28 protein-coding genes and 1 pseudogene are annotated in these 24,012 nt (G+C 44.2%); 10 read left to right on the forward strand and 19 right to left on the reverse strand.

Annotated elements, in window-relative coordinates:
• The first annotated feature begins 206 nt into the window (after positions 1 to 206).
• From OSC7112_RS34875 to rppB, 8 genes are all read left to right on the forward strand, one after another.
• On the forward strand, positions 207 to 461 hold the full coding sequence (locus OSC7112_RS34875) for a hypothetical protein (RefSeq protein ID WP_015211605.1): 255 nt from the start codon (positions 207 to 209) through the stop codon (positions 459 to 461).
• Between the two features lie 147 nt (positions 462 to 608).
• The gene (locus OSC7112_RS31025) at positions 609 to 2,024 is read left to right on the forward strand and encodes an RNA-guided endonuclease InsQ/TnpB family protein (RefSeq protein WP_015211606.1); all 1,416 of its coding nucleotides are present in this window, start codon (positions 609 to 611) and stop codon (positions 2,022 to 2,024) included.
• A 39-nt stretch (positions 2,025 to 2,063) separates the two neighbouring features.
• Positions 2,064 to 2,234 carry a transporter gene (locus tag OSC7112_RS38830; protein ID WP_223300931.1) on the forward strand — a complete coding sequence of 57 codons (171 nt, stop codon included), beginning with the start codon at positions 2,064 to 2,066 and terminating at the stop codon, positions 2,232 to 2,234.
• 571 nt (positions 2,235 to 2,805) lie between these two features.
• Complete coding sequence (locus OSC7112_RS31030; RefSeq protein ID WP_015211608.1) at positions 2,806 to 3,282, forward strand: DUF2808 domain-containing protein; 477 nt, start codon at positions 2,806 to 2,808, stop codon at positions 3,280 to 3,282.
• A 96-nt stretch (positions 3,283 to 3,378) separates the two neighbouring features.
• A complete protein-coding gene (locus tag OSC7112_RS31035; protein WP_015211609.1) occupies positions 3,379 to 3,852 on the forward strand; it encodes a DUF2808 domain-containing protein in 474 nt (157 codons plus the stop codon).
• A gap of 113 nt (positions 3,853 to 3,965) precedes the next feature.
• A complete protein-coding gene (locus OSC7112_RS31040; protein WP_015211610.1) occupies positions 3,966 to 4,436 on the forward strand; it encodes a DUF2808 domain-containing protein in 471 nt (156 codons plus the stop codon).
• Positions 4,437 to 4,608: 172 nt separating this feature from the next.
• Positions 4,609 to 5,298, forward strand: coding sequence for a two-component system response regulator RppA (rppA, locus tag OSC7112_RS31045; protein WP_015211611.1), 690 nt, complete (start codon positions 4,609 to 4,611; stop codon positions 5,296 to 5,298).
• 204 nt (positions 5,299 to 5,502) lie between these two features.
• Entirely contained in the window at positions 5,503 to 6,870 is a 1,368-nt protein-coding gene (gene rppB / locus OSC7112_RS31050; protein WP_015211612.1) for a two-component system sensor histidine kinase RppB, read from the forward strand.
• Between the two features lie 35 nt (positions 6,871 to 6,905).
• Here rppB and OSC7112_RS31055 read toward each other — a convergent pair whose 3' ends face one another.
• From OSC7112_RS31055 to OSC7112_RS31120, 11 genes are all read right to left on the reverse strand, one after another.
• Positions 6,906 to 8,063, reverse strand: coding sequence for a transposase (locus OSC7112_RS31055; protein WP_015211613.1), 1,158 nt, complete (start codon positions 8,061 to 8,063; stop codon positions 6,906 to 6,908).
• A gap of 1,874 nt (positions 8,064 to 9,937) precedes the next feature.
• Positions 9,938 to 10,333, reverse strand: coding sequence for an arsenate reductase, glutathione/glutaredoxin type (gene arsC, locus OSC7112_RS31070; RefSeq protein WP_015211614.1), 396 nt, complete (start codon positions 10,331 to 10,333; stop codon positions 9,938 to 9,940).
• Between the two features lie 64 nt (positions 10,334 to 10,397).
• Positions 10,398 to 11,057: an arsenical resistance protein ArsH gene (gene arsH / locus OSC7112_RS31075; RefSeq protein WP_015211615.1), complete on the reverse strand. Its 660-nt coding sequence runs from the start codon at positions 11,055 to 11,057 to the stop codon at positions 10,398 to 10,400.
• Positions 11,058 to 11,087: 30 nt separating this feature from the next.
• On the reverse strand, positions 11,088 to 11,561 hold the full coding sequence (locus OSC7112_RS31080) for a phosphatase domain-containing putative toxin (RefSeq protein WP_015211616.1): 474 nt from the start codon (positions 11,559 to 11,561) through the stop codon (positions 11,088 to 11,090).
• 74 nt (positions 11,562 to 11,635) lie between these two features.
• Positions 11,636 to 12,346 (reverse strand): MIP/aquaporin family protein, encoded by a 711-nt coding sequence (locus OSC7112_RS31085; protein ID WP_015211617.1) that lies wholly within the window; start codon positions 12,344 to 12,346, stop codon positions 11,636 to 11,638.
• Between the two features lie 101 nt (positions 12,347 to 12,447).
• Entirely contained in the window at positions 12,448 to 13,476 is a 1,029-nt protein-coding gene (locus tag OSC7112_RS31090) for a PstS family phosphate ABC transporter substrate-binding protein (protein WP_015211618.1), read from the reverse strand.
• 116 nt (positions 13,477 to 13,592) lie between these two features.
• The gene (locus OSC7112_RS31095; protein WP_015211619.1) at positions 13,593 to 13,952 is read right to left on the reverse strand and encodes an ArsR/SmtB family transcription factor; all 360 of its coding nucleotides are present in this window, start codon (positions 13,950 to 13,952) and stop codon (positions 13,593 to 13,595) included.
• Between the two features lie 424 nt (positions 13,953 to 14,376).
• On the reverse strand, positions 14,377 to 14,610 hold the full coding sequence (locus tag OSC7112_RS31105) for a hypothetical protein (RefSeq protein ID WP_150111718.1): 234 nt from the start codon (positions 14,608 to 14,610) through the stop codon (positions 14,377 to 14,379).
• Positions 14,585 to 15,073, reverse strand: a complete 489-nt coding sequence (locus tag OSC7112_RS31110; protein WP_015211620.1) for a heavy metal-responsive transcriptional regulator — start codon at positions 15,071 to 15,073, stop codon at positions 14,585 to 14,587. Before OSC7112_RS31110 ends, OSC7112_RS31105 begins: the two co-directional genes overlap by 26 nt.
• Before the next feature lie 58 nt (positions 15,074 to 15,131).
• Positions 15,132 to 15,407, reverse strand: coding sequence for a thioredoxin family protein (locus OSC7112_RS31115; protein ID WP_015211621.1), 276 nt, complete (start codon positions 15,405 to 15,407; stop codon positions 15,132 to 15,134).
• A gap of 121 nt (positions 15,408 to 15,528) precedes the next feature.
• A complete protein-coding gene (locus OSC7112_RS31120; RefSeq protein ID WP_015211622.1) occupies positions 15,529 to 15,843 on the reverse strand; it encodes a thioredoxin family protein in 315 nt (104 codons plus the stop codon).
• 191 nt (positions 15,844 to 16,034) lie between these two features.
• Here OSC7112_RS31120 and OSC7112_RS31125 point away from each other — a divergent pair, with 191 nt between their 5' ends.
• Both OSC7112_RS31125 and OSC7112_RS38835 read left to right on the forward strand, forming a co-directional pair.
• Positions 16,035 to 16,280 (forward strand): hypothetical protein, encoded by a 246-nt coding sequence (locus tag OSC7112_RS31125; protein WP_041623805.1) that lies wholly within the window; start codon positions 16,035 to 16,037, stop codon positions 16,278 to 16,280.
• Between the two features lie 640 nt (positions 16,281 to 16,920).
• A pseudogene (locus OSC7112_RS38835) lies at positions 16,921 to 17,280 on the forward strand (IS4-like element ISSysp3 family transposase); the annotation flags it as partial.
• Positions 17,281 to 17,380: 100 nt separating this feature from the next.
• Here the strand turns inward: OSC7112_RS38835 and OSC7112_RS42255 are convergent.
• The 8 genes from OSC7112_RS42255 to OSC7112_RS31160 all read right to left on the reverse strand — a co-directional run bounded on the left by OSC7112_RS42255 (position 17,381) and on the right by OSC7112_RS31160 (position 23,793).
• Positions 17,381 to 17,530, reverse strand: a complete 150-nt coding sequence (locus tag OSC7112_RS42255) for a XamI family restriction endonuclease (protein ID WP_317623966.1) — start codon at positions 17,528 to 17,530, stop codon at positions 17,381 to 17,383.
• A 12-nt stretch (positions 17,531 to 17,542) separates the two neighbouring features.
• On the reverse strand, positions 17,543 to 17,737 hold the full coding sequence (locus tag OSC7112_RS42260; RefSeq protein ID WP_317623967.1) for a hypothetical protein: 195 nt from the start codon (positions 17,735 to 17,737) through the stop codon (positions 17,543 to 17,545).
• 95 nt (positions 17,738 to 17,832) lie between these two features.
• Entirely contained in the window at positions 17,833 to 18,567 is a 735-nt protein-coding gene (locus OSC7112_RS31135) for a response regulator (RefSeq protein WP_041623806.1), read from the reverse strand.
• Between the two features lie 191 nt (positions 18,568 to 18,758).
• Positions 18,759 to 19,838: a hybrid sensor histidine kinase/response regulator gene (locus tag OSC7112_RS31140; RefSeq protein ID WP_015211625.1), complete on the reverse strand. Its 1,080-nt coding sequence runs from the start codon at positions 19,836 to 19,838 to the stop codon at positions 18,759 to 18,761.
• Entirely contained in the window at positions 19,835 to 20,410 is a 576-nt protein-coding gene (locus OSC7112_RS31145) for a hypothetical protein (protein ID WP_015211626.1), read from the reverse strand. Before OSC7112_RS31145 ends, OSC7112_RS31140 begins: the two co-directional genes overlap by 4 nt.
• A 752-nt stretch (positions 20,411 to 21,162) precedes the next feature.
• Positions 21,163 to 22,089 (reverse strand): ParB/RepB/Spo0J family partition protein, encoded by a 927-nt coding sequence (locus OSC7112_RS31150; RefSeq protein ID WP_015211627.1) that lies wholly within the window; start codon positions 22,087 to 22,089, stop codon positions 21,163 to 21,165.
• On the reverse strand, positions 22,079 to 22,840 hold the full coding sequence (locus tag OSC7112_RS31155; RefSeq protein WP_015211628.1) for a ParA family protein: 762 nt from the start codon (positions 22,838 to 22,840) through the stop codon (positions 22,079 to 22,081). Before OSC7112_RS31155 ends, OSC7112_RS31150 begins: the two co-directional genes overlap by 11 nt.
• Positions 22,841 to 23,163: 323 nt before the next feature.
• Entirely contained in the window at positions 23,164 to 23,793 is a 630-nt protein-coding gene (locus OSC7112_RS31160; RefSeq protein WP_015211629.1) for a hypothetical protein, read from the reverse strand.
• Positions 23,794 to 24,012 lie beyond the last annotated feature (219 nt).

A 24,012-nucleotide genomic window follows, 5' to 3' on the forward strand; every position in this document is an offset into this window, starting at 1 on the left:
AATTCTCATCAATTCCCTTTCAATTTCACTTCATTACCGAGATCAGTATCATTAATATTGTTGCTCCGGCGATCGCAACGGATCTAGTTGAGTTAGTTCCAGTCGCAGACCAACCCGCTAACAATAGTCCAGAAGCGCAAATCCAGCCCCATAATCAAGAGTCTGATACAGAGGCTGAAGTAACTTCCGTTTCCCAGCCGTCTGATTTGTCGGAAACCTCAGAGGCGGTTACTGAAAAGCCCAATCTAACGGCTCCTCCCTACAGCCAAAACGCTAGCGACCTTCAGCTTCAGGGTCGATCGGCAAACTTATCCAACCCCGCAGCCACAAACGAGATATCGCAGACTGTTACGGAGCGATCGCCCCAATCTGAAAATTCCCCCTCAGTCCAAAATCAGGAACCCAAGAGTGGCGAAGCTAAAACTGAACCTGAACCTGACAAAAGTCAATACAACTTATAAAAAAACATTCGGGAAGCGGAAAACTCAGAGACTTCAGTCCTGAGATGTAAGCGACACGGGCGGTTTCAACCGCCTTGAATCTTTCTTGATTCTTAATATTTAGAAACAGATAAAGAAGTTAAGATATAAACAAGGAGGCGAACCAGATTGCTAACAAACTATGCTTATAAGTTACGTCCCAATCAAACACAATCATCAAAAATGTCGATTTGGATAGATATGCTGCGAAGCCAGTATAATTGGTGCTTGGGTGACAGAATCTGTCAGTACAATCAGCAGTTTATCCAAGGCGATTACTGTGACATCAGAGCGAAAGGCGAAGCTTCACCATTGACCTGCTTCGTAAGCAAAAGTGGCGCAACTGGAAATCCTTGGAAAGACTCCAAGCTTGACAAAGAGGGTAAAGCTAAAAATCCTCGTCGAAGCGCTGGCGACATTCAAATAACAGCATTGCCTGAGTTAAAAATAGCTAGACCTTGGTATAGCAAAATCGACTCAACAGTCTTACAACAGAATGTTAAACGCTTAGACATTGCCTACAAAAACTTTTTTGAAGGTAGGGGATTTCCTAAATTCAAGAACCGCAGCAACTTCACATCCTTTACTTTCGCAATGGGAGTGAAAATCAAGGGTAATAAAATTTACCTACCCAAACTGGGATGGATGCGGTTTTACAACTCTCGCTCAATCCCAAGTGGTTTTACTATCAAGGCTTGCACGGTTAGAAAACGACAGAATGGCTGGTATGTTTCCGTCAGGATAGAGGATAAATCTGTACCCGAATACAGCCCCAAAGCTCTCGGTAGTAATCCCAAAGTAATCGGCTGCGACTTGGGAATCATTAAACTGGTTCATCTTTCTGATGGGCACCAAATTGAGAACCCTAGATTTTCAACCAACAAAAAAGCTAAACGCACTCTGAGAATCAGACAGAGACGGGTTAACCGCAAAACAAAAGGCAGTAAAAACCGCAAAAAAGCAGCTATCAGAGTTAGCAGGTTCCATCAAAAGATTGGTGATAAACGCCAAGCGCATCAATGGAAAACTGCAAATAAGATTGTATCTCGAAGCATTGATGTAATCGCCTTAGAAGATTTGAATATTTCTGGGATGATGCGCCGATGCAAGGTGAAAAGTGATGAGGAAACTGGGAGGTTTCTAAAAAATGGGCAATCCAGAAAAAAGGGATTGAATCGTGCTATCGCTGACGCAGGTTGGGGTGATTTGGGATTAAAGATTGAGTATCTAGCTGTGAAGCAAGGAAAAATCGTAATTAAAGTTAATCCTAAACACTCTAGCCAAGAATGCAGGAATTGCGGTCATATTGACAAATCCAACAGAGATGGAGAAAAGTTCATCTGTGTGGAATGTGGATATCACGAACACGCCGATATTGGCGCTGCAAAAACGATTAGAGATCGAGTTTTAAAAATGGTACGCGGGGACTCCGCGAAACCTGGTGCCCGGCACCTAAACGCCCAAAAGGTATCACCACGCTCGCAGAGCAAACGTGGTGAGTTTGGGAACCTGAGCAATCGGGATATTAAGACCGCAATGTCTTAAGAATCTCAGCGGCTTCAGCCCTGAGAGTGTCAATTCGAGTTGTTTACCGAGCAGACTACTGAGAGAGGTTCGCAGTTTGTTGCCACATTTGACACTGGTCTCAAGTATCTGCTGACAGAGAATATCCAACTGGATGCAGGTGTAAACATTGGGTTAACACAGGCTGCTGACGACATTCAGCCATTTATGGGCGTATCAGTACGCTTTTAATTGTGTTTAAAGGCGATCGCCCAAATATCGCAGTCAGAAACCTGACATTTCATCCTGATTTCATTATTAGCTGTCAATCTAGTTAATAACAGCTCCTCACGTTCAGTATGACTCGACGAATAGATTGACGGTTCTGACTAAGATGGGTTCTATTAAAAACCCCTCTTAGTCATTAATTAATGCGCTTTTACTTGTCATAAGGGAGGATCTGAAGATGCCTTCAGTGTTTATTATTTTACTGGCGATCGCTCTGGGAACAACTTACCTATATCTCAATACCTCCGAAGAGATTACGTGCCTTGTAACTTTCTCAATCTTACCGCTTAGCTTCATTTTAGCTTTGATTGCTGCCCCTTGCTCTATCCAGTTGGTGATTTTGGCACTCGTCCTGTTTAGTGGCAAAAAAATTACCCCCCCATCTAATTTTTCATCTTTAGTGGCAAAAAAATTACCCCCCCATCTAATTTTTCATCTTGATTTCATAATTAATTGTCAATCTAGGTAATAAGAAGCTAACTCTTCAAATATGAATGTTGGGTTGGCGCAGTTAATTCCTTAGAGAGTCAAGACCATGAGAACACTAATTTACGCTGCTGTATTGGCTCTGTCAGCCACAGCTTTAGTTCCTGCTGTCCATGCGAACACCAGAACAGGTGCCGAAAATTTTCCTCATATTGATAGTTCAGTACAATTCCCTGAAACTAAGGCAAGAATTGTCAGGCACACTTTCCGGCTGAAGATTCCTCAAGGAAGTAGGGCTATTTCTCAATTAAAAATTAGCGTTCCTGCGGGATTAATTGTCAGGGATGATATCAGTATATCTGACCATTCAGGTCGGAAAATTGACACTAATGTTTCTGTCAACAGCAATCAAGTCATACTAACATTCTCCCAACCTGTCTCTCCCGGAACCACAATCAAAATTGCCATGAATAAAGTAAGAATCTCTGGAGTTTCTACCGCTTGGCTGTACCAGGTTGCTGCTAAATTCGTTGGCGACGATGCAGAGATCCCCCTCGGTATGGCACGGGTTCGCAGCTATCTATAAAAAAATCAGGTGTAACGACCGATCTTTCATCCTGGTTTCATTCATACCTATCAAACTAAGAAGTAAGCCAAACGTTAGTTTTCAAGGAGTGCAATCGTGAAAAAATTAATTAGCAGTGGTGCAGCATTTGCCTTAATTCTTGCCTCTTCTATCTCCGCAGCAGAAGCAACAGGAATACCGGGAGATTCCAAATCTCCTCACATTGTCGGAGGCCGTTCCTATCCTGACTACCCAACTTGGAGAGCCTTCCACGATTTTGACGTTCACGTTGAAGGGGAAGCTATTTCAGAACTGTCAATTCAGTTGCCACCAGTGCGAGTCAAGGGTATTGAAGTAAGCAGTCAATCCGGTGAAAAAATTGAAGCAACAACTTCTGTTAAAGGTGGAAAAGCAACCGTAGTTTTCTCCAAACCTGTAGTTGCCGGCACTGTGCTGACAATTTCTGTGCTTGAGGTTGAGGCTTCAATCTACCCGAGTAATTATATCTACCGCGTTTATGCCAAGAAAGTGGGTCAGAGTTCAGACAGAAAAGTTGGTACGGCTAATATTCAAACTCTCCCGCGCTGGTAAATGCTTTTGGAGGTTTAGTCTTTAAACGACTGACATCTTACCTGGACTTATTTCAGGGCTTTTAAACCAATTAATGCCGAGTCCATTGAGTTAATTATTTGAGGAGCATCGCCATGAAAAAGTTAATTTACGCTGCTACATTCACCGTCATGCTGGCATCTAATGCCCCCGCTACTATTGCAGGAGGAGCAATGCGAAATGCGAATATTTCTCACCTCGTGCACAGCGGCGCCCATCCCAATAGCGCTCGCTTTCAGGGTGCTACCCATCATTTTGAAGTTCACGTTCAAGGAATATCTCTTTCAGCACTTGCAATTGATTTGCCGGAGGATGTCAAAATGCGTAGCGGAATTGAGGTAACAAATCAATCGGGTCAAAAAATCGAGTCTCAAGTTTCTGTTAATAACCGAAAAGCGACAGTGGTTTTCGCCCAACCTGTTTCTCCTGACACCACCATATCGATCGATCTGCGAGGCATTCACACTCCTGGTTACAGTCGCAATTGGGGGTACGCACTCACTGGTAAAATGGTGGGAATAAACGCAGACATACCACTCGGTACAGTTTTAATTCAAACCTACTAAATGTAGCTGGCATTTTGGGATTTTAAATTGCAAGTAACTTGAATAAATTAGAGAAAATTGCAATTTAAAATCTGCTATTTGTCATTCAAAGGCGAAAATTGGGGGTACTCTAGGCGCTACTATCTGTTTGCTAGTCAAGTTTTGAAGGGATTTACTGCTATAAATTAGAGTTATGAGAGTTTTGCTAGTTGAAGATGAGCCAGATTTAGGAAAAGCGATCGATCGCACTTTGAAGCAAGAAAAATATATCGTTGACTGGGCCCAGGATGGCTGTGAAGCTTGGGAATACTTAGAAAGTCATTGGACTCAATATAACTTGGCTATTTTTGACTGGTTGCTTCCAGGATTGTCAGGGTTGGAACTGCTGCGAAGATTGCGCGCCAAAAATAGCGCATTGCCAGTCTTGATGCTGACAGCAAAAGACCGAATGGAAGATAAAGTGGCTGGACTCGATGCGGGGGCTGATGATTATTTAGTGAAGCCGTTCGGGATGGCGGAACTGTTAGCAAGATTGCGGGCTTTGCAAAGGCGATCGCCCCAAATTCAACCGCAACAGCTACAGGTAGGAAATCTCGTTCTCGACTGCGGAAATCGCACTGCTTGTCATCTCGAACGCAACGGCAAAAACCAGATAATTTCGCTGACCAACAAAGAATTTCAACTGTTAGAATATTTTATGAAACATCCGAACCAAATTGTCACCACCGACCAAATTCGGAATCAGCTATGGGAAGTTAGTGCAGATACCTTTAGCAATGTCGTAGCAGCTCAAGTGCGCTTGCTGCGGCGCAAACTTGAGTCGGTTGGCGGCGCGAATTTAATTGAAACTGTACACGGCGTAGGATACCGGATGAGAAATTAAAGTAGGGTGGGCATTGTTCAGAACCCCTTTTATTTACCAACAGTCCTGGACGCAGCTATTGTGTCTGTCATGAGTCAAACGCAACACAGTGTAGTGAAGCCTGTGTGAGATTCTTCGGTACACTCAGAATGACAGAATTACGTTGAAATGCGTAAGTCCTGACCAATTACCTATTAACAATTACCAATTACCAAGTTATGAAAAATGAATCAAAATAAACTATTTAACCGGACTCGCTGGAAATTAGCCATTTCCTATGCAGCAGTAATGGGTTTGATTTTAAGCTTGTTGGGATTTGGCGTATATAGGGCGATCGCCCACGCTCACTGGGTAGCCCTAGACCGCGAATTAGAATCGGTAGCGGGGACGCTACACGACAGCCTAGAACTCAAATTGCAGAAGCCCGGACGCTTAGAGCCAATAGTAAACGAACTTTTGCCCAACCTCCGCCTAATTGGAGTTAACGGCATTAAAGAACAGTTGCCAAGCCGCCATATTTTAAGCGCTATCAACCAAGGCTATTACTATATTCGTTTGTTTGATTATTCCGGGAAATTGATTGCTATAGCAGGCGCTTATTCAGCCGAATTACCACCAGTGTTTGACTCCAAACGCTGGCAAACAATAACTGACGCCAAAGGCAACGTTTATCACCAAATTTCTGTAGAACTGCACACTAAAAGCCAGCAAGATTGGGGATATTTTCAAGTGGGGCGGAGCCTGCAAGACTTTAATGATTATCTCAGTACAGTGAAATGGGTTTTGAAATTAGGATTGCCTACAGCATTGATTTTGGTCGGGTTTTCTAGTTGGTTATTGGCAGGATTGGCAATGAAACCGATTTATGCTTCTTACCGACGAATTCAACAGTTTACAGCGGATGCTGCCCACGAATTACGAACGCCTTTAGCTGCTTCGCAGGCGACAGTAGAATCAGCGCTGTTGACGTCTCAATTGGATGAAAAAGAGGCGCGGGAAACTTTGCGGACGATCGATCGCCAAAACCGACGACTAACTCAGTTAGTGGCTGATTTGCTGCTGCTGGCTCGCATGGATAATCAACCGATACCCTATCACCCTCAATTGTGTTGTTTGAATGACCTGGTTAGCGATTTAGTCGAGGAATTGGCAGCAATGGCGATCGCAAGAGAGGTAGCGCTAACATCGGAATTGCGGGTGCATCAGCCATTGACTATTATCGGTGATTCTAACCAGCTTTACCGCTTAGTTTCTAATTTAATTGTCAATGCCATTCAATACACTTCACCTGGTGGCAAAGTAAATATTATTTTAGAGAAAAGTGACCATTTAGTTGTGATTCATGTTCAAGATACAGGGTGTGGGATTGCAGCAGAAGATCAAAGGCAAATTTTTGACCGTTTCTATCGAGTTAACAGTTCACGCGATCGCGTTACTGGCGGATCGGGATTGGGGTTGGCGATAGCGCAAGCTATAGCCTTAGCACATCGCGGTAGCCTGACTGTGCAGAGCAAATTGGGTACGGGTAGCATTTTCACACTGCGATTTCGAGAAAGAAATGCGGCGTTGGTGAATGATGCCCTGAATCATTGAGGAATCGGCCTTAGTGGTGCAGAAAACTATTTTTGTTAATAAGAAAATGACATAACTTTAGAAAATTCAATCCGCCGCTCTAACTTCGCTAGTTTTTTGATAGAAGCACAAGCGGGAGGAATTTTCACCCAAGGAATGGGCGTGAGAAGTGGAATTAAACGAGCTTGATGACATAAACTTTTCATAGCTCTGATACCAAGCTGTAAAAGGCTTAAACCTCTTTCACCATGCCAATCTATCTTACTTCTGGATCTTGTTTTTATCACTATTAATCCCAATCTAATTGCTAATATTTCAGCAATTTCTATCATCATTAATAAATTACTCAAAGCTTTAGCGTCCCTAATTTTCGACCGTAAGATATCAAACGTGCCCGACTTATAATCTTTAAATCGAGGTTCAATTCCGCCAAATCTTTTGCCATATAGTTGGAATGTTTGTAGTGATAAGGGTGTATTTGTTAGTACGGCCCAAGGTTCTTTCACTCCACGACAGTTAGCCGTTCCTAAATTGCACTCTACATCACCAAGCACTTTAACTCCTGAAAATAAATACACTTGGTCTTTAGGTGGAAATAGTTCCTTTAAAGATTGTGTCTTGCCCGACGCCAAGGTGATTTGGAGATGAGATTTGACTCTAATGCCCCAGTTCCACTGCTGTGCTGTGAGCCACCGCATCAGCTCTCCATGTTCAAACCCTCTGTCAGCCAGTAAAGTTGGCTTTGCGTCTGTTGGTAGTCGAGATTTAGCTGCTTCTAACACGGGTAGATATTGCTCGAAACTAATTGTAGAACTACCATGTTTAATCACAGTTTGAGCCAGAGTGATAGAGCGACCGCCCCACGCCACACATACTTCAATCAGGCAATAAGTGTCCCAAAACATACTGGTATCTATGACTAGAATTAGTTCTTGCCCTGTCCATTCTTTGAGAAATTGTTTAATCAATGGCACATACAACACTTGAGCGCTAATTGCTGGATTATTCATGAAGTAGCTAAGTCGCTCCATATGGCTACGGGCTTGGCAGTCCCGATGGCTGAGGTAAGGAATCCAGTGGGAAGCGCAAGCACTTTCCGATTCTAATATTGCTGCTACAATCTCTGCACAGTTCTTCAGATGGCGAAAATCTTTGGGGACAATCCATTGACCAAGTTGTCCGAGTAGTTGACGATAGAGTGGGGGTGTAGCCATTATTTTACGTGGATTTGTTTTTCGCTAAAACTATCGAACCACGGCGCAAGCCCCTTTTCTCCATTAACTATGATTCTCTACGCTCCTTAAGCATCTCAGGAGTTTTCTGCACCACTAAGGGAATCGGCACATCCTAGAACTTGGGCATTACGCGTTGCACATTTATGGTATGATGGACAAATATACTTAACTAACTAGGGCTTGCTGAATAAGTGGTTCAAGTAAACACTGTATGGATTTTCGGACGAAGAAAGGTAGTAATGGTGCAAGAAAAACAGGTGAAATAGATCAAAACCCGTGCATTACCATCTGCGAGCATATACAGAAAATATGAACTTGCTCCTCTCCCACCCTTGGACTTTGAGCTAGCCAACAGATACAAAAAGGTTTTTTAAACTCGACCGCACATGATTTTTTAGGGTCTATAGCTTGTCCAATTATCTTGGATAAGTTGCTCCTTCAATCCTATCTTTTTAAGCATGGTTTTCTTCCCATTCTTCTTTCATTATTACTCCCTTTACTCGACCATAAAAACTGTTGGTAAGACGATTATATTATACAGGCTATAAAAAGCATTATTTCCTGCAATATTAGCCCTCTCATTTGGTTCAATATTTTAATTAAAGCTGATGCAGAAACTCAACATTTGCATATGAATACTTACAACTTAGAATTCGGAATGCAAATGAATTTTGATGGAAATGTCAATCAACCTGGAAAGCTTACCCTCCCGGCACCCATACTTGCTTAAATTCGACAAAAATTTGCTAACGGCAGCTTCACTTTATAATAATCGCTAAGCGAATAGCATTTTTAGAGGGATTGCCACAGGAAATGTTCCTTTAGCTACGGCCTTCCTTCCTTGGAATATGATTTTGTAAGTGGTTCTTCTACCCGTCTATCTGTTAGTTTTTGTTAGAAAATTGGTGCAGATTGATGCAGCAGTTTTTCTCGAAAGCATTGTGCTAGTTTTAGCTGTTCTTATGCTTTTAGCGTTTATCGCTAAGTGGCTAATACCAAAGGTAAACAGGTTTTGGCGTGAAATTCCATTGAAAATAGCAGCAGGGCAAACGCTATTTCTGTGTTTGGCAATTACAGCGGTATTGGCCTCGTAGGGGTAAACCCTAATTCAGCGTTCAGATGTGCTGCTAAAAATGTTGCCAGCTATCTTTATTTTCTATGGAATTACCTTTTTACTGGCTCAAGTAATCTCACGATTCGGCAACTTTAGTTATGAGGACTTTGCTTGCTTTAGTTGTATAACCCTTGCACGCAATTCACCCCTTGCATTAGCGATCGCTACATCTGTTTTTCCTAATCGTCCTTTGATTACCCTTGTTTTGGCTATTGAACCACTTATCCAACTCTCTATTATGGTCTTAGTTTCCCAATTATTACTTTTTATGCGTCGTAGATGGGTAAATTTTCAGAGACAGAAATAGTCTAATAGCGTTACAATTCCCTTACCTGAATTAGAAGAAAGGCATTGATTATATCGTTATTAGTTTCTGAACTGCTTGCTTAACATTTTTCAAGCAACAGGAACCTTGAGGATTATTAACTTCGCAAGCATAAAACCTAGCTTTGATATGTTCTGTAATTGATTTAACAGCATGACTATACCCTGTTTGCTCCATTTATTTCGACTTGAATTCTTTGCAAACTCCAATCAAAGCAATAGCAAATAGGAATGTTCGTGGACTGATGCTTCTGAAAAATAAGAACTTTGACTTGATTCACAGTAATATAACAAAGTGAAACCCAACCTACCACTATTCCTGTTGCCAGATTTTTCAGAATTGGTATAACAATCTGCTTGGTCTTCCCAACTATTAATCTTGAATCGCGCTCAAGCCAATGCAACAGCATTAATCTTACTTTAGAGAGTCAACTAATGTTTTAACTCGTCCTTTAATTTCATCCCGAACGCGGTGAAAAGTTTCGATGGGTTGTCCGTCGGGATCGTCGAGTTGCCAATCTTCAAACACTTCTCGCAATACCCACGCTTCGGGTAAATTCACGCCGCAGCCACAGAGAGAAATTACTGCATCGTAGTCTTCAGCATTGAATTCGCTTAATGGGTTAGATGTTTGATCGGTGATGTCGATGCCGATTTCTGACATGACTTGAATTGCTGTCGGATGAACTCTGCTTGATTCTAAGCCGGAACTGGTGACTCCAATCTTGCCGGCTCCGATGGTTTTAGCGAATCCTTCTGCCATTTGCGATCGGCACGAGTTTCTTTTGCAAACAAACATTACTTTTTTCATGGTTTTTGTTGGTTGTTAGTTGTTAGTTGTTGGTTATGGGTTGTTGTCGGGGTTCCGGCGGTTTCTAAGCGTCCGGTAATTCAAGGGCGCGATTTGCTATTGCGATCGCCTCTTTGGCCGCTTGTTCTTTGCGTTCACTGTAGCGTTCGGTCAAATAGTCGGTTTGCTCCCGCAACAGCAAGGTAAACTTGTACAGTTCCTCCATTACGTCGATCGCGCGATCGCGATAAGGCGAATCCTTCATCGTCCCATCTTCATTAAATTCCTGATAAGCCTTCGCAACCGAAGACTGATTCGGAATTGTAAACATCCGCATCCAGCGGCCCAACATTCTCAAAGTATTGACAGCATTAAAAGACTGTGAACCGCCGCTGACTTGCATCACCGCCAAAGTTCGGCCTTGAGTCGGTCTGACAGCCCCAATACTTAAAGGAATCCAGTCAATTTGATTTTTGATAATGCCCGTAATATTGCCGTGCATTTCTGGACTAGACCACACTTGACCCTCCGACGACAAACTCAATTCCCGCAATTCTTGAACCTTGGGATGGGTATCAGGAACGCTACCGTAAATCGGCAATTCTAGAGGATTGAAAAACCGAACTTCAGCACCGAAATCCTGAATAATTCTTGCAGATTCTTCTGCCAACAAGCGACTGTAAGAACGCTCTCTTAAAGAGCCATACAAAAACAGGATGCGAGGAGGATGGTCAAAACGAGTCATGAGTAGCGTTAATTAGTTATAAGAATGGGGCTATTGAGAATAAGTTTGTTTTCCTGCTAACTCTTGCAGGAAAGCGGTTTGCGCCTCTCTCAATTCAACGTTGGGATTGGCATCCAGAATAGTGAGTATCGCATCGTCATAGGATGAACCTGCCTGAATCAAGTAGGAAGCCAGCATCGTTCCGGTTCGTCGTCTGCCACTTGTGCAGTGAATTGCAACCCCGTGCCCAAAATGATTCTGGCTATCCACAAAGGTTTGCAAGTGCTGAATCTGTTCCTGGCTGGGTGCAGTACCGCCTTTCGTTGGCAACCAAAGGTGAGGAATGTTTGCCTGCTCATACAAATCCAGATTGGAAGCATCGTCCATTACAGAGACGATCCCCCCAATACCTACTGATTGAAGCGTAGAGAGTTCCTCTGCTGTTGGCTTCCGCACCCCTGCCAGTTGACCTGGAATCACCCACCACAAATTCTCTGAAATTGGTTGCGCTTGTTGTTCGTCCATTGCAGTCGCCTCATCCGACAGGGGTAGAAATTTTATTGCAAATAAACATCACACTTTTCATTTATTTTCCTCGCTTACTTGATATCGCGAAATCCGTCGGATATTATCCGATAAACCAAAACAGCTAGTTGCGCTCCTAAAATTGGTGCAACCCAATAAACCCACTGGTGCTGCCCAATTCCTCCTACAATTGCTGGGCCAAATGACCGCGCCGGATTCATACTCGCTCCGGTAATCGGCCCCATAAATGCAGCTTCTAACCCTACAGTTAACCCAATTGCTATCCCGGCAAAACCGATCGGAGCGCGCCTATCTAATCCTGAACCTAAAATAACAAACATCAGGATAAAAGTCAATACTGTTTCTAGAATTAAAGACTGTAACCAGTTACCATTCAGAGGAACAGTTGCACCGAGATTTGCCACTTTTCCTAAAGTAATTAGCAGCAGTGTGGAAGCTGCTATCGCGCCCGCACACTGCGCTAGAATATAAGGCAAAACACGTTTGCTTACAAAAAAGCCGCTAGCCCAGAAAGCTAATGTTACAGCAGGATTCAGGTGGGCGCTGCTAATATGACCAGTAGCATAAATCATCGCGGCTACAACCGCTCCAAAGACGAAACTGACGCCTAAATGAGTAATAGCACCCTGGCTAATTTTGTTAACCATCACCGCGCCCGTGCCTGCAAAAACTATAGTAAATGTACCCAGAAATTCGGCGAGCGCTTCTCTGCTGCACTCCGGTGAAAACAAGCTTCTCACTGTTTTAGAAATTGACTTGAACATTGAGTAGATCCGTGATAAATTTACCTCGGTTGTTATAGTTTAGTTACCAATCTAGATTAACAGCTAACAACCTACAACAGTTGACAGATGAGCACTGATACCTAAAAATTGGCCTGCTGTCGCAATAACTCGCCAATAGTCAAGTCAAGCTGAGCTTTGCCACCAAAAACTGTCCCCACCTTGCCATTGTAGAAGTGGTTATAAATTAGTTGATAGCCTTCTTTTGGTAAAGGAATATAACCTACAGAACTAACTAAGGTCGGAGCTTTCTTCATGTAGAATTCTACAAAATTGCGTACTTCTATTTTATTTTGAGCAGAGTTGTAGTTGACATAGATAAATAGAGGTCGTGCAAGGGGGTTATATTGAGCTTTTTCTACAGTTTCGCGGGAGGGCAACACTGCTCTTTTGCCTCTGTCAATACCTACAGCTTTCAATTGACTTTGGTTGTCTTCGTAATAGGAAAATCCAAAGTAACCCAAAGCATTTTCGTCTTTAATAACCCCTTGCACTAAAACTGTATCGTCTTCACTAGCTGTATAGTCGGTACGGCTGGCTTTCGCAGTACCTACTGTTGCCTCTGTGAAGTAGTCAAATGTACCGGAATCTTTGCCTGCCCCGTAGAGGGTTATAGGTCGATTCGGCCAAGTGCGTCGAATCTGATTCCAGCGGGTAATTTTTCCTTGGGCGGCGGGTTCCCAAATTTTTTTCAATTCCTCTACAGTAATGTCTTTTATCCAGTTATTTTTGGGATTGACTACTACTGTGAGCGCGTCAAATGCGACAGGTAATTCGTAGTAGCGGATGCCAGCTTTGTTGCAGGCTTCCATTTCCCCTGGGCTGATGGGTCGCGAGGCGTTGCTGATGTCAGTTTCGCCAGCACAAAACTTTTTAAATCCTCCACCTGTACCGGAGAATTCAACAGTAATTGATGCTTTTTTGGGATTCGTATTTTGATATTCTTTTGCCATCGCATCCGTAATTGGATACACGGTGCTGGAACCGTCAATTTTAATGCTTTGCGATTCTGGCGACTGGACTTGTCCGCAGGAGCTGAGCAGCCCGATCGCACCTATGGTCAAAGCAATTATACTTAGTGCGGAAACCTTGGGCTTTTCTGCTGGGTTCATTGACCTCACCCAATGTCATAACTAAGGGGTACACTGGAATCATATCAATAAAATTTGATATGTCAAGTATGAGGGAAGACAAACAGGCAATAAACATATTAAGAAATGTTGATAGGTTAATCTGCGTCGGAACAAGGGCGGGCCGGTAGGATCTGGCTGAAGCGGCGGTATTCGGCGAGGTACTGTTCGAGGGCGATAAACTGAGCTAAATTGAGGCTGTAGTAAATCCAGCGACTTTCTTGGCGGCTGCGGACTAAAGCTGCATCCTTCAAGGTTTTGAGGTGGAAAGACAGTTTAGGCTGAGGGACAGAAAGTCGATCGCACAATTCGCAAACGCACAACTCCTGTTCTCGCAGCAACTCCAAAATCTGAATCCGCAGGGGGTCAGAAAGAGCATGAAAGCCGGAGGAGACAAGTTTTTCTGAAATCTGTCGCTGTGAAATGCGATCGGGCGCAGCCGTAGAATTTTTAAGCATCAATTATTTAGAAAACATCCATACAAAACATTATAGTTTCTCAAGCTTCATCCCAGAAAATCAGTGCATTCAGCATCGACAGATTCTTCGGACTTGATTACTTCGGATTCTGTACCTGCGCCGGCACATCAGTGAGTCCGACCTTTTTCATCAGCGAAATCACCCCTATAGATAAAATTCCCCAAGAATTGCCCCAACAACTACCAGGATGATAAAGACTTTTTGCAAAGTTTTTTTAGTAGCTGGGTGGTACTGTCTCGGCAATTCTTGGCCTTGCTCCTCAACTTCTTGCTCCAAGGAATCTAGCGGATTGGATGGATTTGAGTTAAAAGGATTACTCCAGAGGAGTTATCAAATCCCCAATACGTTGATGAAAATATTAACGCGCGGGTCGAGTTTAGGAAAACTAAACACTCAGTAATGCTCACGGAATGGTTGCTTGAAAATAACCCCGGTTGCTTTGCTGAATTAGTCCAGTTTTCACAGCGTATCCTTGACAAAGACAACGCTGCGGTATCTTAAGCAAAACAGCGTTCGCGATCGCCACCAACACCTCAATTTTTGGGAAACTAAACCCAAACCAAAACCTCAAAACCTCCGCCATGCCCAAAATCCATGAGTGCGATCGCATATCAACGCTTAAGACGCTCTTTAACAACTGTTTCGCTGGTAATGTTTCGGTGGGTATCGTTTTCTTGCTCAATCAGCCGACAGATTGTGCTACCACAGATGACATTGTTCGGTGTGGTTGACTCTTCTTCAACCAAAGCCTCAATCTTTGAATACCGATTAGCCAAATCCTGGCGAAATTTAACCATTTCCTCAATACGGCACTCCAACTCATCTAAATGCTGCTTTACCATTGCCTTAAGGCTTGCACAGGGAGGAGTACCTTGGGCGCTGATGTCAATGAGCTTTTTGATCTCATCTAGGGAAAGTCCGAAGTGCTTAGCTTTTTGAATAAACCGCAGACGTTCTAACGCTTCTTCTGAATAGATACGATATTGTGACTGTGTTCGCTCAGGTGGCTTGAGTAGTCCCAAGCGTTCGTAATAGCGAATTGTCGGAACGGGTATACCCAGTTGACGGCTTAACTGGCTGATAAACAATCCCTGTTTCACTTTTTTGCCACCTCTTTAATTGAGAATGGGAGGGCGATTACCCCTCCCATTCAGTAATTTATCCTTGCCCAATACCAGCAGCTATAAGCGCTTCGCGGGACACTGGCTGTTGGTGAGAGCAACACTCAGCAAGTTTACCATCGACAACAACAGCAGGGACACGATTAATGCCGTACTGGTTTGCTTTCTCGCGACACTCATTGGTAGCGCAACCCTCACGCAGATCGTAAACCTGCACCTCACAGTTAGAGCAAGCTAACTCCCTCACCAACTTAACGGCTTCATCACACAAGGGACACCCAGCAGTGAAGACTTCGACTATACGTTTGGTCATTCTCTTAACCTTGTTTGAAGAGTTATAAGAGTAGCTTAAACCTTGAACCTGACTTCAATGTCAAGGGGGATGAGAAACTTTTTTTACAGCGCTAGCAAAAAGTGAATTGTTTATAAACGCTCTATATGCCCATACCCGCATAAAGATATTCGCTTGAAGGGAGGGAGATCGTAGGCTGACCAAACCCAGCCCCCTGAAGTTGCTCATAGCTGGGTTTACCCGTAAAGACAACTACTCCATCTACTGCTATCGCAGGCACTGCCTTCAATCCATATCTTTCGGCTTGTTGTTCTAAGTATTGCGATCCCTCCTGCCCTTGTCCTAGATTGTAGACCTTTACCTGATCACTTGAGGTAGCCATTTCTTGCACCAACTGAACTGTTTGGTCGCAAAGTGGACAGTTGCCCGTAAAAATCTCAACTAGACGTTTTTTCATTATCTTTACCAGAATTTCTATTTCTATTATCTTAAACTCTCCAGTCAAGTAGAGAGTCAATTAGAAAAGTCAAGATCATTCTTCAGGCATATTTACTCAAATTTCTGAATTAGGCCTTGACTCTCTAGTCTGGTGGAGAGTTTAGTATGGACTTAGTTCTAAGAAAATTAGTCACTCAATTGAGGATAAAGATGAGTATGCTCACACTTGCTAAAACAGTAATCGGTGGAACTATAGCTGGCTTAACGTTGTTAGCTTTGACAGCTAATTCCTCGTTTGCAGACACTCACAACCAGACTGCTAGTCAAACAATAGCGCAAACCAATCAGGCTCCGCAGCAGCCTACTGAAGGCGGATGTAGCTGTTGCAAGGATATGATGAAAAATATGCCTGGTATGCCTGGGATGAGAGGAAATCAAAGCAACCCCTCCAGATAGACGGTTATGGCGATCGCCATGCGATCGTCTTTTGGGAAATATTTAGGATGCTGTGAAAAGAACTAACAGACAAGGCGTTCTTTGGAATCAGAAAAACGGTGTCGCCCTAACAGTTTAACTGCTTTGTTGGTGATTGCAGCATCCTAATATAAATCTATTCACACCAGAAGGCTTCAAACAAGCAGTCAAGAATCTAAGAATTTTTGTCGCTGTTCAGGTGTTAGCCACCGTCGCGGCAATTTCTTTGTTCCGCTCTGAGGTTCCAAAGCGGGAGTTTAGTCAGTAACCCTGAACCTGAATTTTTCTCACTAACTCAAGCTTGATGCCAGACGTGAGGTAGTGTTGTGCCTGAATCATCAATGCTGATGTTTCTGCATCCAACCCAGCATTAAGCCAGTTCCCATTAGTAAAAAGCCAGCAAAGCTATAAGGGGCGCTTACCTACCATGCAAATAAAACGCCCCCTAACATTGATCCTCCAACTTGTCCGAGGCTATTGGCGGCATTTTGAATTCCTAACACTGTTCCCGTGTGTTCACCGCCCCGTTTTGAAATCAAAGCAGCTACATTTGGGGTAATCAATGCCATGTCGTTACGTCGCGTTCGTTTGAGTGATTAACTACATATCTTAGAGGAGGTTCGTAGCTGCCATTCAACGACTCACTGTCTTGGCTTTAGGCGTTGCCGTGCGAACCCTACAAATGATTGAAGGGCGCGAGCGTGCCGACTTACCAGTTTCCCTGACTTTCTCTGATTCTCAACAGCAATGCTTGTCTGTGATTGAACCATCTCTTCAAGGGCGCACGAAAAAATTGCAAAATCCCTATCCTCCCGCCTCCTTACCGTGGGCTACTTGGCTGATTGCTCGACTTGGGGGTTGGTCTGGTTATAGTTCTCAGAGACCTCCCGGAATGCCTACCCTTGTTCATGGACTCCGACAGTTTGAATCCATCTTTTTGGGATGGAAACTAGCTCAGAATCAACTTCAGTGTACACGGTAGCCCTACTTATTAAGCCGATACTCTGATTTAATGTTCATTATTTTCTCGCTCTTTCACTCGCCCCCTCGATCATACCTCATTTCAGCAACGCCGATTTTTGTTAGTTCAGCATCCAGAGTTGCAATGTCTGGCCGGGGCGGAATTCGTTGTTCTCTTCCATATTTTTGACCAGGTTTGGCGACACTCCTGCTAAACTGATCGGGCGATCGCGCGCAATTGGCGGCGCTGCCGCCATGCGTAAAATGGGCAAAACCTCTGGATGCTATCGCAGTAATGCGAACGTGATGTTGGTAAGATTGGCTGTCTCAGAAGAAGCAGATTCAACTTGTTGAGTTGTAGCAATGCGAGTGTCGCGATAGGCTTTTGGAGCAAACTGCATGAACCAATTGTTATAGAAGTCTACCGACAGGGCAATATCGGGTTTCCACAAGTGTGGTTTGTCGGCATTAACTGGCACTGCACCTCCTCTAATCGCGACCCTCGCCTAAATAGCTTACATTGCTGGAACGTCTCTGTTGTATTATCCACCAAGCGGTTGCTCTTGAAACGGATTTAGTCAACTAAACCCGCGCGAAGGGCTCTGACAGCAGCTTGAGTGCGATCGTCGCAAGACAGCTTATTAAGGATATTACGCACATGAGTTTTCACAGTACCGAGGGAAATGTATAGCTGCTTGCAAATTTCCTCATTACTGCACCCTTCGACAATCAACTCTATAACCTCTTTTTCTCGTTCTGTTAAAGGGTTTGCCATTAACAACTGACTGTATTCTGGCTCAACTCCATTGATTGACACAGTGGAAATGGGGGCTTTGTTAACAGCTTCCTTGAAAGGGTTATTCATGCGAGCCAAAACGATTCTAGCAATTGAAGAATCGATCCAGTTTTCACCAGCATTTGTCTCAACAACAGCTTCCACTAACTTTTCAAAACTGACATCTTTCATGCAGTAAGAGTCGGCTCCCGCTGCAAAAGCTGCCAGCACGGATTCCTCATTATCCTGCATCGTTAAAATCAATACTTTCGGTTGGTTCTCCACGCTTGGAGTTTGGGCAGTTTGTATGTATTCTTTGAACCTTTTTGTCAGTTCAATCCCATCTACTAACCCCGGTAGTCCGATATCAACGATCGCTACGTCAGGCCGGGTTTTCTCCAGTAAAGTTATCCCTTGCAGGCCGTTAGCTGCCTCTCCGATAAATTCGAGTTCTTCGCAGTCTTCTAAAGCTGCTTTGATTCCGGCCCTTGTCAGGTGGTGGTCTTCAATTAAGGCAACGCTAATTTTATTCATGGTTTGTTTAAAAAAAGGACAATTGTACTTCAGCGACACGAGTGTGTCCAAGGTAAGCTGTCGTGCATTTAAATTACATATGGTCTGTTCCCCGTTTTCCGTTCCCTGTTCCCTTTCACTAAATCCTCACACCCTATTTAAATGCTGAACAGCTTATAACCTATGCGCTTTTTTGTATCCAAACAAGACTTTTAGAGCGAGATAGGGAGCCGTACAGTAAATGTGCTGCCTTGACCCACCGTTGATGTCACGTCAATGCTGCCAGAGTGGGCTTCTACAATCCGGTGGGACAAATGCAGCCCCAAGCCGCAACCTGCTCTAGCATGGTTTCCGGTGCGAAATCGTTCAAACAGCGAGGCTTGTTCTGAGGCTCTGATGCCGGGGCCGGTGTCTTCTACGCTAATGCTTACCGACTTGATATCTGAACGGACAACGATTTTCACACAACCAAAATCGGTGAATTTAATGGCATTTCCCACTAAGTTGGTGATGACTCGGCGGAGTTCGAGGCGATCGCCCTCAATCCGCAGTGGTTGTGGGTCAGAGTCGTCGAAAGTTAGGACAAGTCCTTTATCAATAGCCACAGCCTCCTGTTCCTTAACGACTTCTTTGACCAGTTTTTTGAGGTCAAAGGGGGCGCGCGCCAGAGTTTTGCAACCAGATTCAAATCGGTGAACCTCTAGTAAAGTATTAACTAACGAAAGCAAATTTTGGTTACTGCTGCCGATGGTTGCGATCGCCTCTACCGCTTGAACGGGCAGTTCACCAAATTTCCCTCGTTGGAGTAGGGTCAGCATTCTATCAGCGCCGACTAGGGGAATCCGCAAGTCGTGGGTAAGACGAGCCACAAAATCCTCTCGCGCCTTTGTCACTTCCTGCATCGCATCTATACTATGTTTGAGCCGGAGGAGGCTGCGGACGCGAGCCAGCAACTCATTTACTTGGATGGGCTTGCAAACGAAATCGTCAGCCCCCAAGTCGAGTCCATCTGCTATGGTTGTTGAGTTGTCAGCCGCAATTAACAGGATGGGGATAAAGGGAAGTTGAGGATTTGAGCGAATTCTGTAAGTCACTTCGTAACCGTCTACTTCTGGCATCATTACATCCAACAGGAGTAAATCTGGGGGCGACTCCTCAACTAAAGCTAAAGCATCAAGTCCGCTAGAACTTGTACTGACGCAGTAGCCTTCTTCGGAGAGGATAGCCTGCATAATAAATAAGTTGTCAGTCGTATCATCAACCGCCAAGATTTTACTGCGTTTATCTCTCATTTCCCTGGATTTCTCTCCCGCCTCCATCCAAAGCTTACGAACGAGTCCATATCTTCTGAGTCAGCCTTTTGGCGGATAAAACTTAAAAACTGTTGATAATCTTGAAGCTGCTTGGATTCTTCCAACTTTCGCTGTTTTCTGATTCGCAGCAAGTAGTCTTTGAGGCGAACGTACCGCCAACCAACTTGAAACCCCAGTTCGTATATTTGAGTTGCTTTTGGATTCGCGATCGCTTTGAGTAAGGTTTGTGCGACCATTGGCGAGTGGAAGTCAGAAATTGTTCTCCTGCTATGTTTTCCATCCTTGCAACCTCTCCAAAACGCTTGGCTGTTAGTTGAAGTGTGGATGGAAATCTTGTATTCTTGCAGCGTCGATTCCAGCCAATCTAAGTCTTGTTTTCTGTCGTTTGAGAGCGAATCGTTGGGCTGGTACTTATTCCAAGCGCGGGCAAAAGCATTTAGCGACTTTTGAAAATCTGCCAAAAAACAGTCTAACAGGGTTTGATACTTTGACGGTGGTGAAAGTCGGCTGCGGTTTGAAAGAGTGTGAGTTTGCGGCATAACTGTCAACATAAGCAAAACAGGGTTTGAGTTTGCTTTTTTCGGTTTCATCTCTATATCTCTAACCTATCAACTGCCAAGCTTGAGCGAGTTCTACCTAAAAGCTGATTTCTCATTCACTGTCGCAAAGCTAATTTTTCATTCACTGCCACTCTTAGTTATAATTATTGTTAGTATGCGCGACTTTTCTTTTTACAGAAATAGTTGTGTTCTCCTGCGCGCGCCTGCATCAGACCGCTCGCCAAAAAATAATGTCCTCTCGATTAACAGGGCATCCGTTACAAAAACTTAAACTTTGCCTCCCAACAGCCAGCGCAGAAATAATATCAAGGCCTGTACGCAGCGCGATTGCGCGTTAAGCTAGAAACAAACCCAAATAACAATCGCAGGACGGGACGCAACTGGCATACTAAAATCAAGTTGTAGGGTGCGTCAGGTAAATTGATCGAACGATTATTGAGGGTTTAGATATCTGACACACCTTACTAATTGTGACAATTGCGTCTAGTCCTGAATAGGTTTTTAGGAGTCCGGTTGTACAATGACTTGCACCAATAATGCTTCTTAGTCTTACAAAACAAACGCAGAAGACATCCGAAGACCGAAGTATGAAGGTAGAAGCTAGAAGCCGGATATTTAACTGATCATAAGTGTCTTCTCACTTCTGCCTTTGAATGGGCAGAACCATCACCTTCAATGGCTCAAATTATTGTCTAGACTCCGGTTGTAGCGATTAGGTGGATGCGCTATCGCCCTTACTTTTTCTAATCTGCTAAGAGAGATTCTAGCTCTGTTAGGATTTTTTGGAGGCGCTTCTGCTTCTTTGGATCGCTCCAAGCTTTGGACTTGTTCGCTTTTGTTAAAGCTCCTTTTATTTGGGTTTTCAGATTTTCTTCCGGTTCTTCTCCCGAAGTACCTGCCTTTAAATCCGCGATGCGTTCTTTAATCTGAGTTAAAGATAGACTAAGAGCGATCGCCGCTTCTAGAAGCGACTTTCTTGCCTGCTCGTCTTTAACTTTGGCGATCGCTCGCGCCTTTGTGTACTCTATCTGACCCCGGCGCAGGGCTTCTTGAATGTCTGTCGGCAGCTTCAGCAGTCCCAGTCTGTTGCTGACGAAAGACTCCCATGACATCCGCCCCAATTCGCTAAAAACCTTGACAACTATTTGCATTTCATGATGAATGATAACGTTATCATTCATCCTCTGTACGTCATTTTGCATCCGGTAGAGCAGTCGCACCACCTCTTCTAGATCGTATTCAAGGTGATGGGAGAGCAGTTGCAATATCCCCTCCGTTTCTTCGACTGGGTTGAGGTCTTCCCGCTGCAGGTTCTCAACTAATGCGACGCGCAGAGCTTGCTGTTCTGTCAAGTCCCGAATGATCGCAGGGACTTCTGTTAATCCTAATTCTCTAGCCGCTCTATACCGCCTTTCGCCTGCTACTAGCTCGTATTTATCCTCTCCCAAAGGACGGACTAATAAAGGTTGGAGAATTCCATCAGTTTTTACTGACAGAACCAAAGCCTGCATAGCTTGGGTGTCGAAGTATCGGCGAGGTTGAGAAGATGGAAGCTTTATCGACTCAATCGAAAGCAGTTTTTCTGCCGTTGGTTCTGCTACTTCATCATCTCCAAACAAAACGCTCAAATTTGCCTTACCTTTATAGGGCTGGTCATTCTTACTTGACATTAAGTTTCTCCATCTTGGCGGATAGCTGGTCTAATATTTTGACAACGGGATTTTTAGGTTCGTAAACAGCAAGCGGGACTTGTTTCTCGGAAGCATCCGCAAAAGCAGTTATGCGCGGGATGGGAGTGTAAACGGGGCCGAAGGTCGTAAACTGTTCGCTCATAGCCTTGAGAGTCCGCTTGTCCTGAGAGTTGGCAGCAGCATAGCGGGAGGGAACAAAACCAGCTATCTGCAAAGAGCGGTTTCCTTTCTTTCTAATTCTCGCTACTGTTTGCAACAGGAGGTTGGTGCCCTCAAAGGCTTTGTAATGAGTCTCAACGGGGACTAGGACGTGAGTAGCGGCTACCAGGCTGATGTAGCTGAGCAACCCTAAACTGGGAGGGCAATCTATGAGGATGAAATCGTAGTTGTCCTGAATTGGGGCGATCGCATCTTTGAGGCGAACTTCCCGAAAATCCATGTTAACCAGTTGAATCTCTGCCGCGCTGAGGTTGATATTGGTAGGAGCCAAATCCATACCGTGAATGCCTGTGTGGATGGACATAGGCTCCTCATTGACAATGGCATCAAACACTGTTTTATCCAAATTCTGAGAGTCAACCCCCATGAAGAGCGTCAGAGAACCTTGAGGATCGATATCGATAAGAAGAACCTTGTGGCCTCGCTTAGAGAGGTGGTAGCCGAGATTGAGCGCGATCGTGGTTTTCCCCACACCGCCGGCTTGGTTGAACAGCGAGATTATCTTTGTCATGAATTGCCCTCCGGTAGCGTGCCACCATAGTTCCACTCTTGCGTGCAAAAGGAGGCGGCGGTTAAAACTGTAAGCATATTTGCACTATTGTTGAAGTTTGGGAATGTCTGTACTTTAGGTATGAACCGTCACTATCCCCGACCGTTTTGTAAAAAAACTATAGTTATACTCTCATATCACGGTGATATCTCTGAAGGCGCATTAGGAATTTTTTTATTTTTTCCCCCTCGGAAAAGCAATTGGCAACAGTGACCATGCCGTTGCTGTAAAAGACAACGGCAATGCGGTCAGGTATAAATGTTGGCAGGTGACGCTAAATACTTCTAAGCTCGCTCTTTCATTGATTTGTAGGGATAAGGATAGTTGATTGTTAGTTTGAGCGAGCCAGGAAGTACCTCTGGTTGATTAACAATGCAGTAAATGAGATATCCAGCCCGTTCTACTTCTGTCCAAGCCAAAGGCGAGAACTGGGCTGACTCACAAATGGCGCGTTTAACCAGTCCCGGTCTGCTGCGGTTCTCAAACAGAGCTTGCACGAACTGGGTGGGATTGGCTATGGCAGGAGACAGAAGCTTGCAAAATTTTCTAGGATGAACTGTCCGAAGGTAATTGATAGCAGCTTGTCCATTAAATGCTTCAACTAGAGATGGGGAAATTTGCAAGTGCTGGAGCAGCAAGTCCATATCTTCATCAGTATTGGTTACTGCCCATAAATTATCCTCGAGCCACCCCCAAACTATCTGCTCAGCCTCTTTGTGAGTTGCTACCAAAAAGCGATTTCCTTTGTAGGTAAACCCTGATACGTGGGGCAGTTGGGGGAGAGACCAGTCGGCAAAAGTGCGATCGCTGTCCAGTAGCAATAGGACAGATGCTAGTATGTGCCTCCTGTGGTGCCGAAGTGGATCGGCGACGGGTGCAGGCTGTCGAGAGCTGTGTTGATGGTAAAACTGCATGGGAACGCCGTTCTCCTATTAACAGTAAAAGTTACTGCTTTAAGCTAAAAGCTAAAGGCTGTAAACTCAATCCGCCTTCCCTCCTAATTTTCCACCTCAAAACTCATCGGCAAAATTCATCTTGCGGACTATTAAAACGCGATCCAGAGGCAAAAACTATCGTCTGAATGGCTGTTGTTTCTTGTAATTCCAGCTAGTAATAGCAATAGGGAAAAGGCA

Origin of the sequence: Oscillatoria nigro-viridis PCC 7112, from assembly GCF_000317475.1 — a bacterium.
Classification (GTDB): Bacteria; Cyanobacteriota; Cyanobacteriia; order Cyanobacteriales; family Microcoleaceae; genus Microcoleus; species Microcoleus nigroviridis.

Coding starts and splice junctions, on each gene's coding strand:
- OSC7112_RS31030 (WP_015211608.1), top strand. CDS start 2,806: ATGAGAACACTAATTTACGCTGCTGTATTGGCTCTGTCAGCCACAGCT.
- OSC7112_RS31040 (WP_015211610.1), top strand. CDS start 3,966: ATGAAAAAGTTAATTTACGCTGCTACATTCACCGTCATGCTGGCATCT.
- rppA (WP_015211611.1), top strand. CDS start 4,609: ATGAGAGTTTTGCTAGTTGAAGATGAGCCAGATTTAGGAAAAGCGATC.
- rppB (WP_015211612.1), top strand. CDS start 5,503: ATGAATCAAAATAAACTATTTAACCGGACTCGCTGGAAATTAGCCATT.
- OSC7112_RS31055 (WP_015211613.1), bottom strand. CDS start 8,063: ATGGCTACACCCCCACTCTATCGTCAACTACTCGGACAACTTGGTCAA.
- arsC (WP_015211614.1), bottom strand. CDS start 10,333: ATGAAAAAAGTAATGTTTGTTTGCAAAAGAAACTCGTGCCGATCGCAA.
- arsH (WP_015211615.1), bottom strand. CDS start 11,057: ATGACTCGTTTTGACCATCCTCCTCGCATCCTGTTTTTGTATGGCTCT.
- OSC7112_RS31080 (WP_015211616.1), bottom strand. CDS start 11,561: ATGGACGAACAACAAGCGCAACCAATTTCAGAGAATTTGTGGTGGGTG.
- OSC7112_RS31085 (WP_015211617.1), bottom strand. CDS start 12,346: ATGTTCAAGTCAATTTCTAAAACAGTGAGAAGCTTGTTTTCACCGGAG.
- OSC7112_RS31090 (WP_015211618.1), bottom strand. CDS start 13,476: ATGAACCCAGCAGAAAAGCCCAAGGTTTCCGCACTAAGTATAATTGCT.
- OSC7112_RS31095 (WP_015211619.1), bottom strand. CDS start 13,952: ATGCTTAAAAATTCTACGGCTGCGCCCGATCGCATTTCACAGCGACAG.
- OSC7112_RS31115 (WP_015211621.1), bottom strand. CDS start 15,407: ATGACCAAACGTATAGTCGAAGTCTTCACTGCTGGGTGTCCCTTGTGT.
- OSC7112_RS31120 (WP_015211622.1), bottom strand. CDS start 15,843: ATGAAAAAACGTCTAGTTGAGATTTTTACGGGCAACTGTCCACTTTGC.
- OSC7112_RS31125 (WP_041623805.1), top strand. CDS start 16,035: ATGAGTATGCTCACACTTGCTAAAACAGTAATCGGTGGAACTATAGCT.
- OSC7112_RS31135 (WP_041623806.1), bottom strand. CDS start 18,567: ATGAATAAAATTAGCGTTGCCTTAATTGAAGACCACCACCTGACAAGG.
- OSC7112_RS31140 (WP_015211625.1), bottom strand. CDS start 19,838: ATGAGAGATAAACGCAGTAAAATCTTGGCGGTTGATGATACGACTGAC.
- OSC7112_RS31145 (WP_015211626.1), bottom strand. CDS start 20,410: ATGTTGACAGTTATGCCGCAAACTCACACTCTTTCAAACCGCAGCCGA.
- OSC7112_RS31150 (WP_015211627.1), bottom strand. CDS start 22,089: ATGTCAAGTAAGAATGACCAGCCCTATAAAGGTAAGGCAAATTTGAGC.
- OSC7112_RS31155 (WP_015211628.1), bottom strand. CDS start 22,840: ATGACAAAGATAATCTCGCTGTTCAACCAAGCCGGCGGTGTGGGGAAA.
- OSC7112_RS31160 (WP_015211629.1), bottom strand. CDS start 23,793: ATGCAGTTTTACCATCAACACAGCTCTCGACAGCCTGCACCCGTCGCC.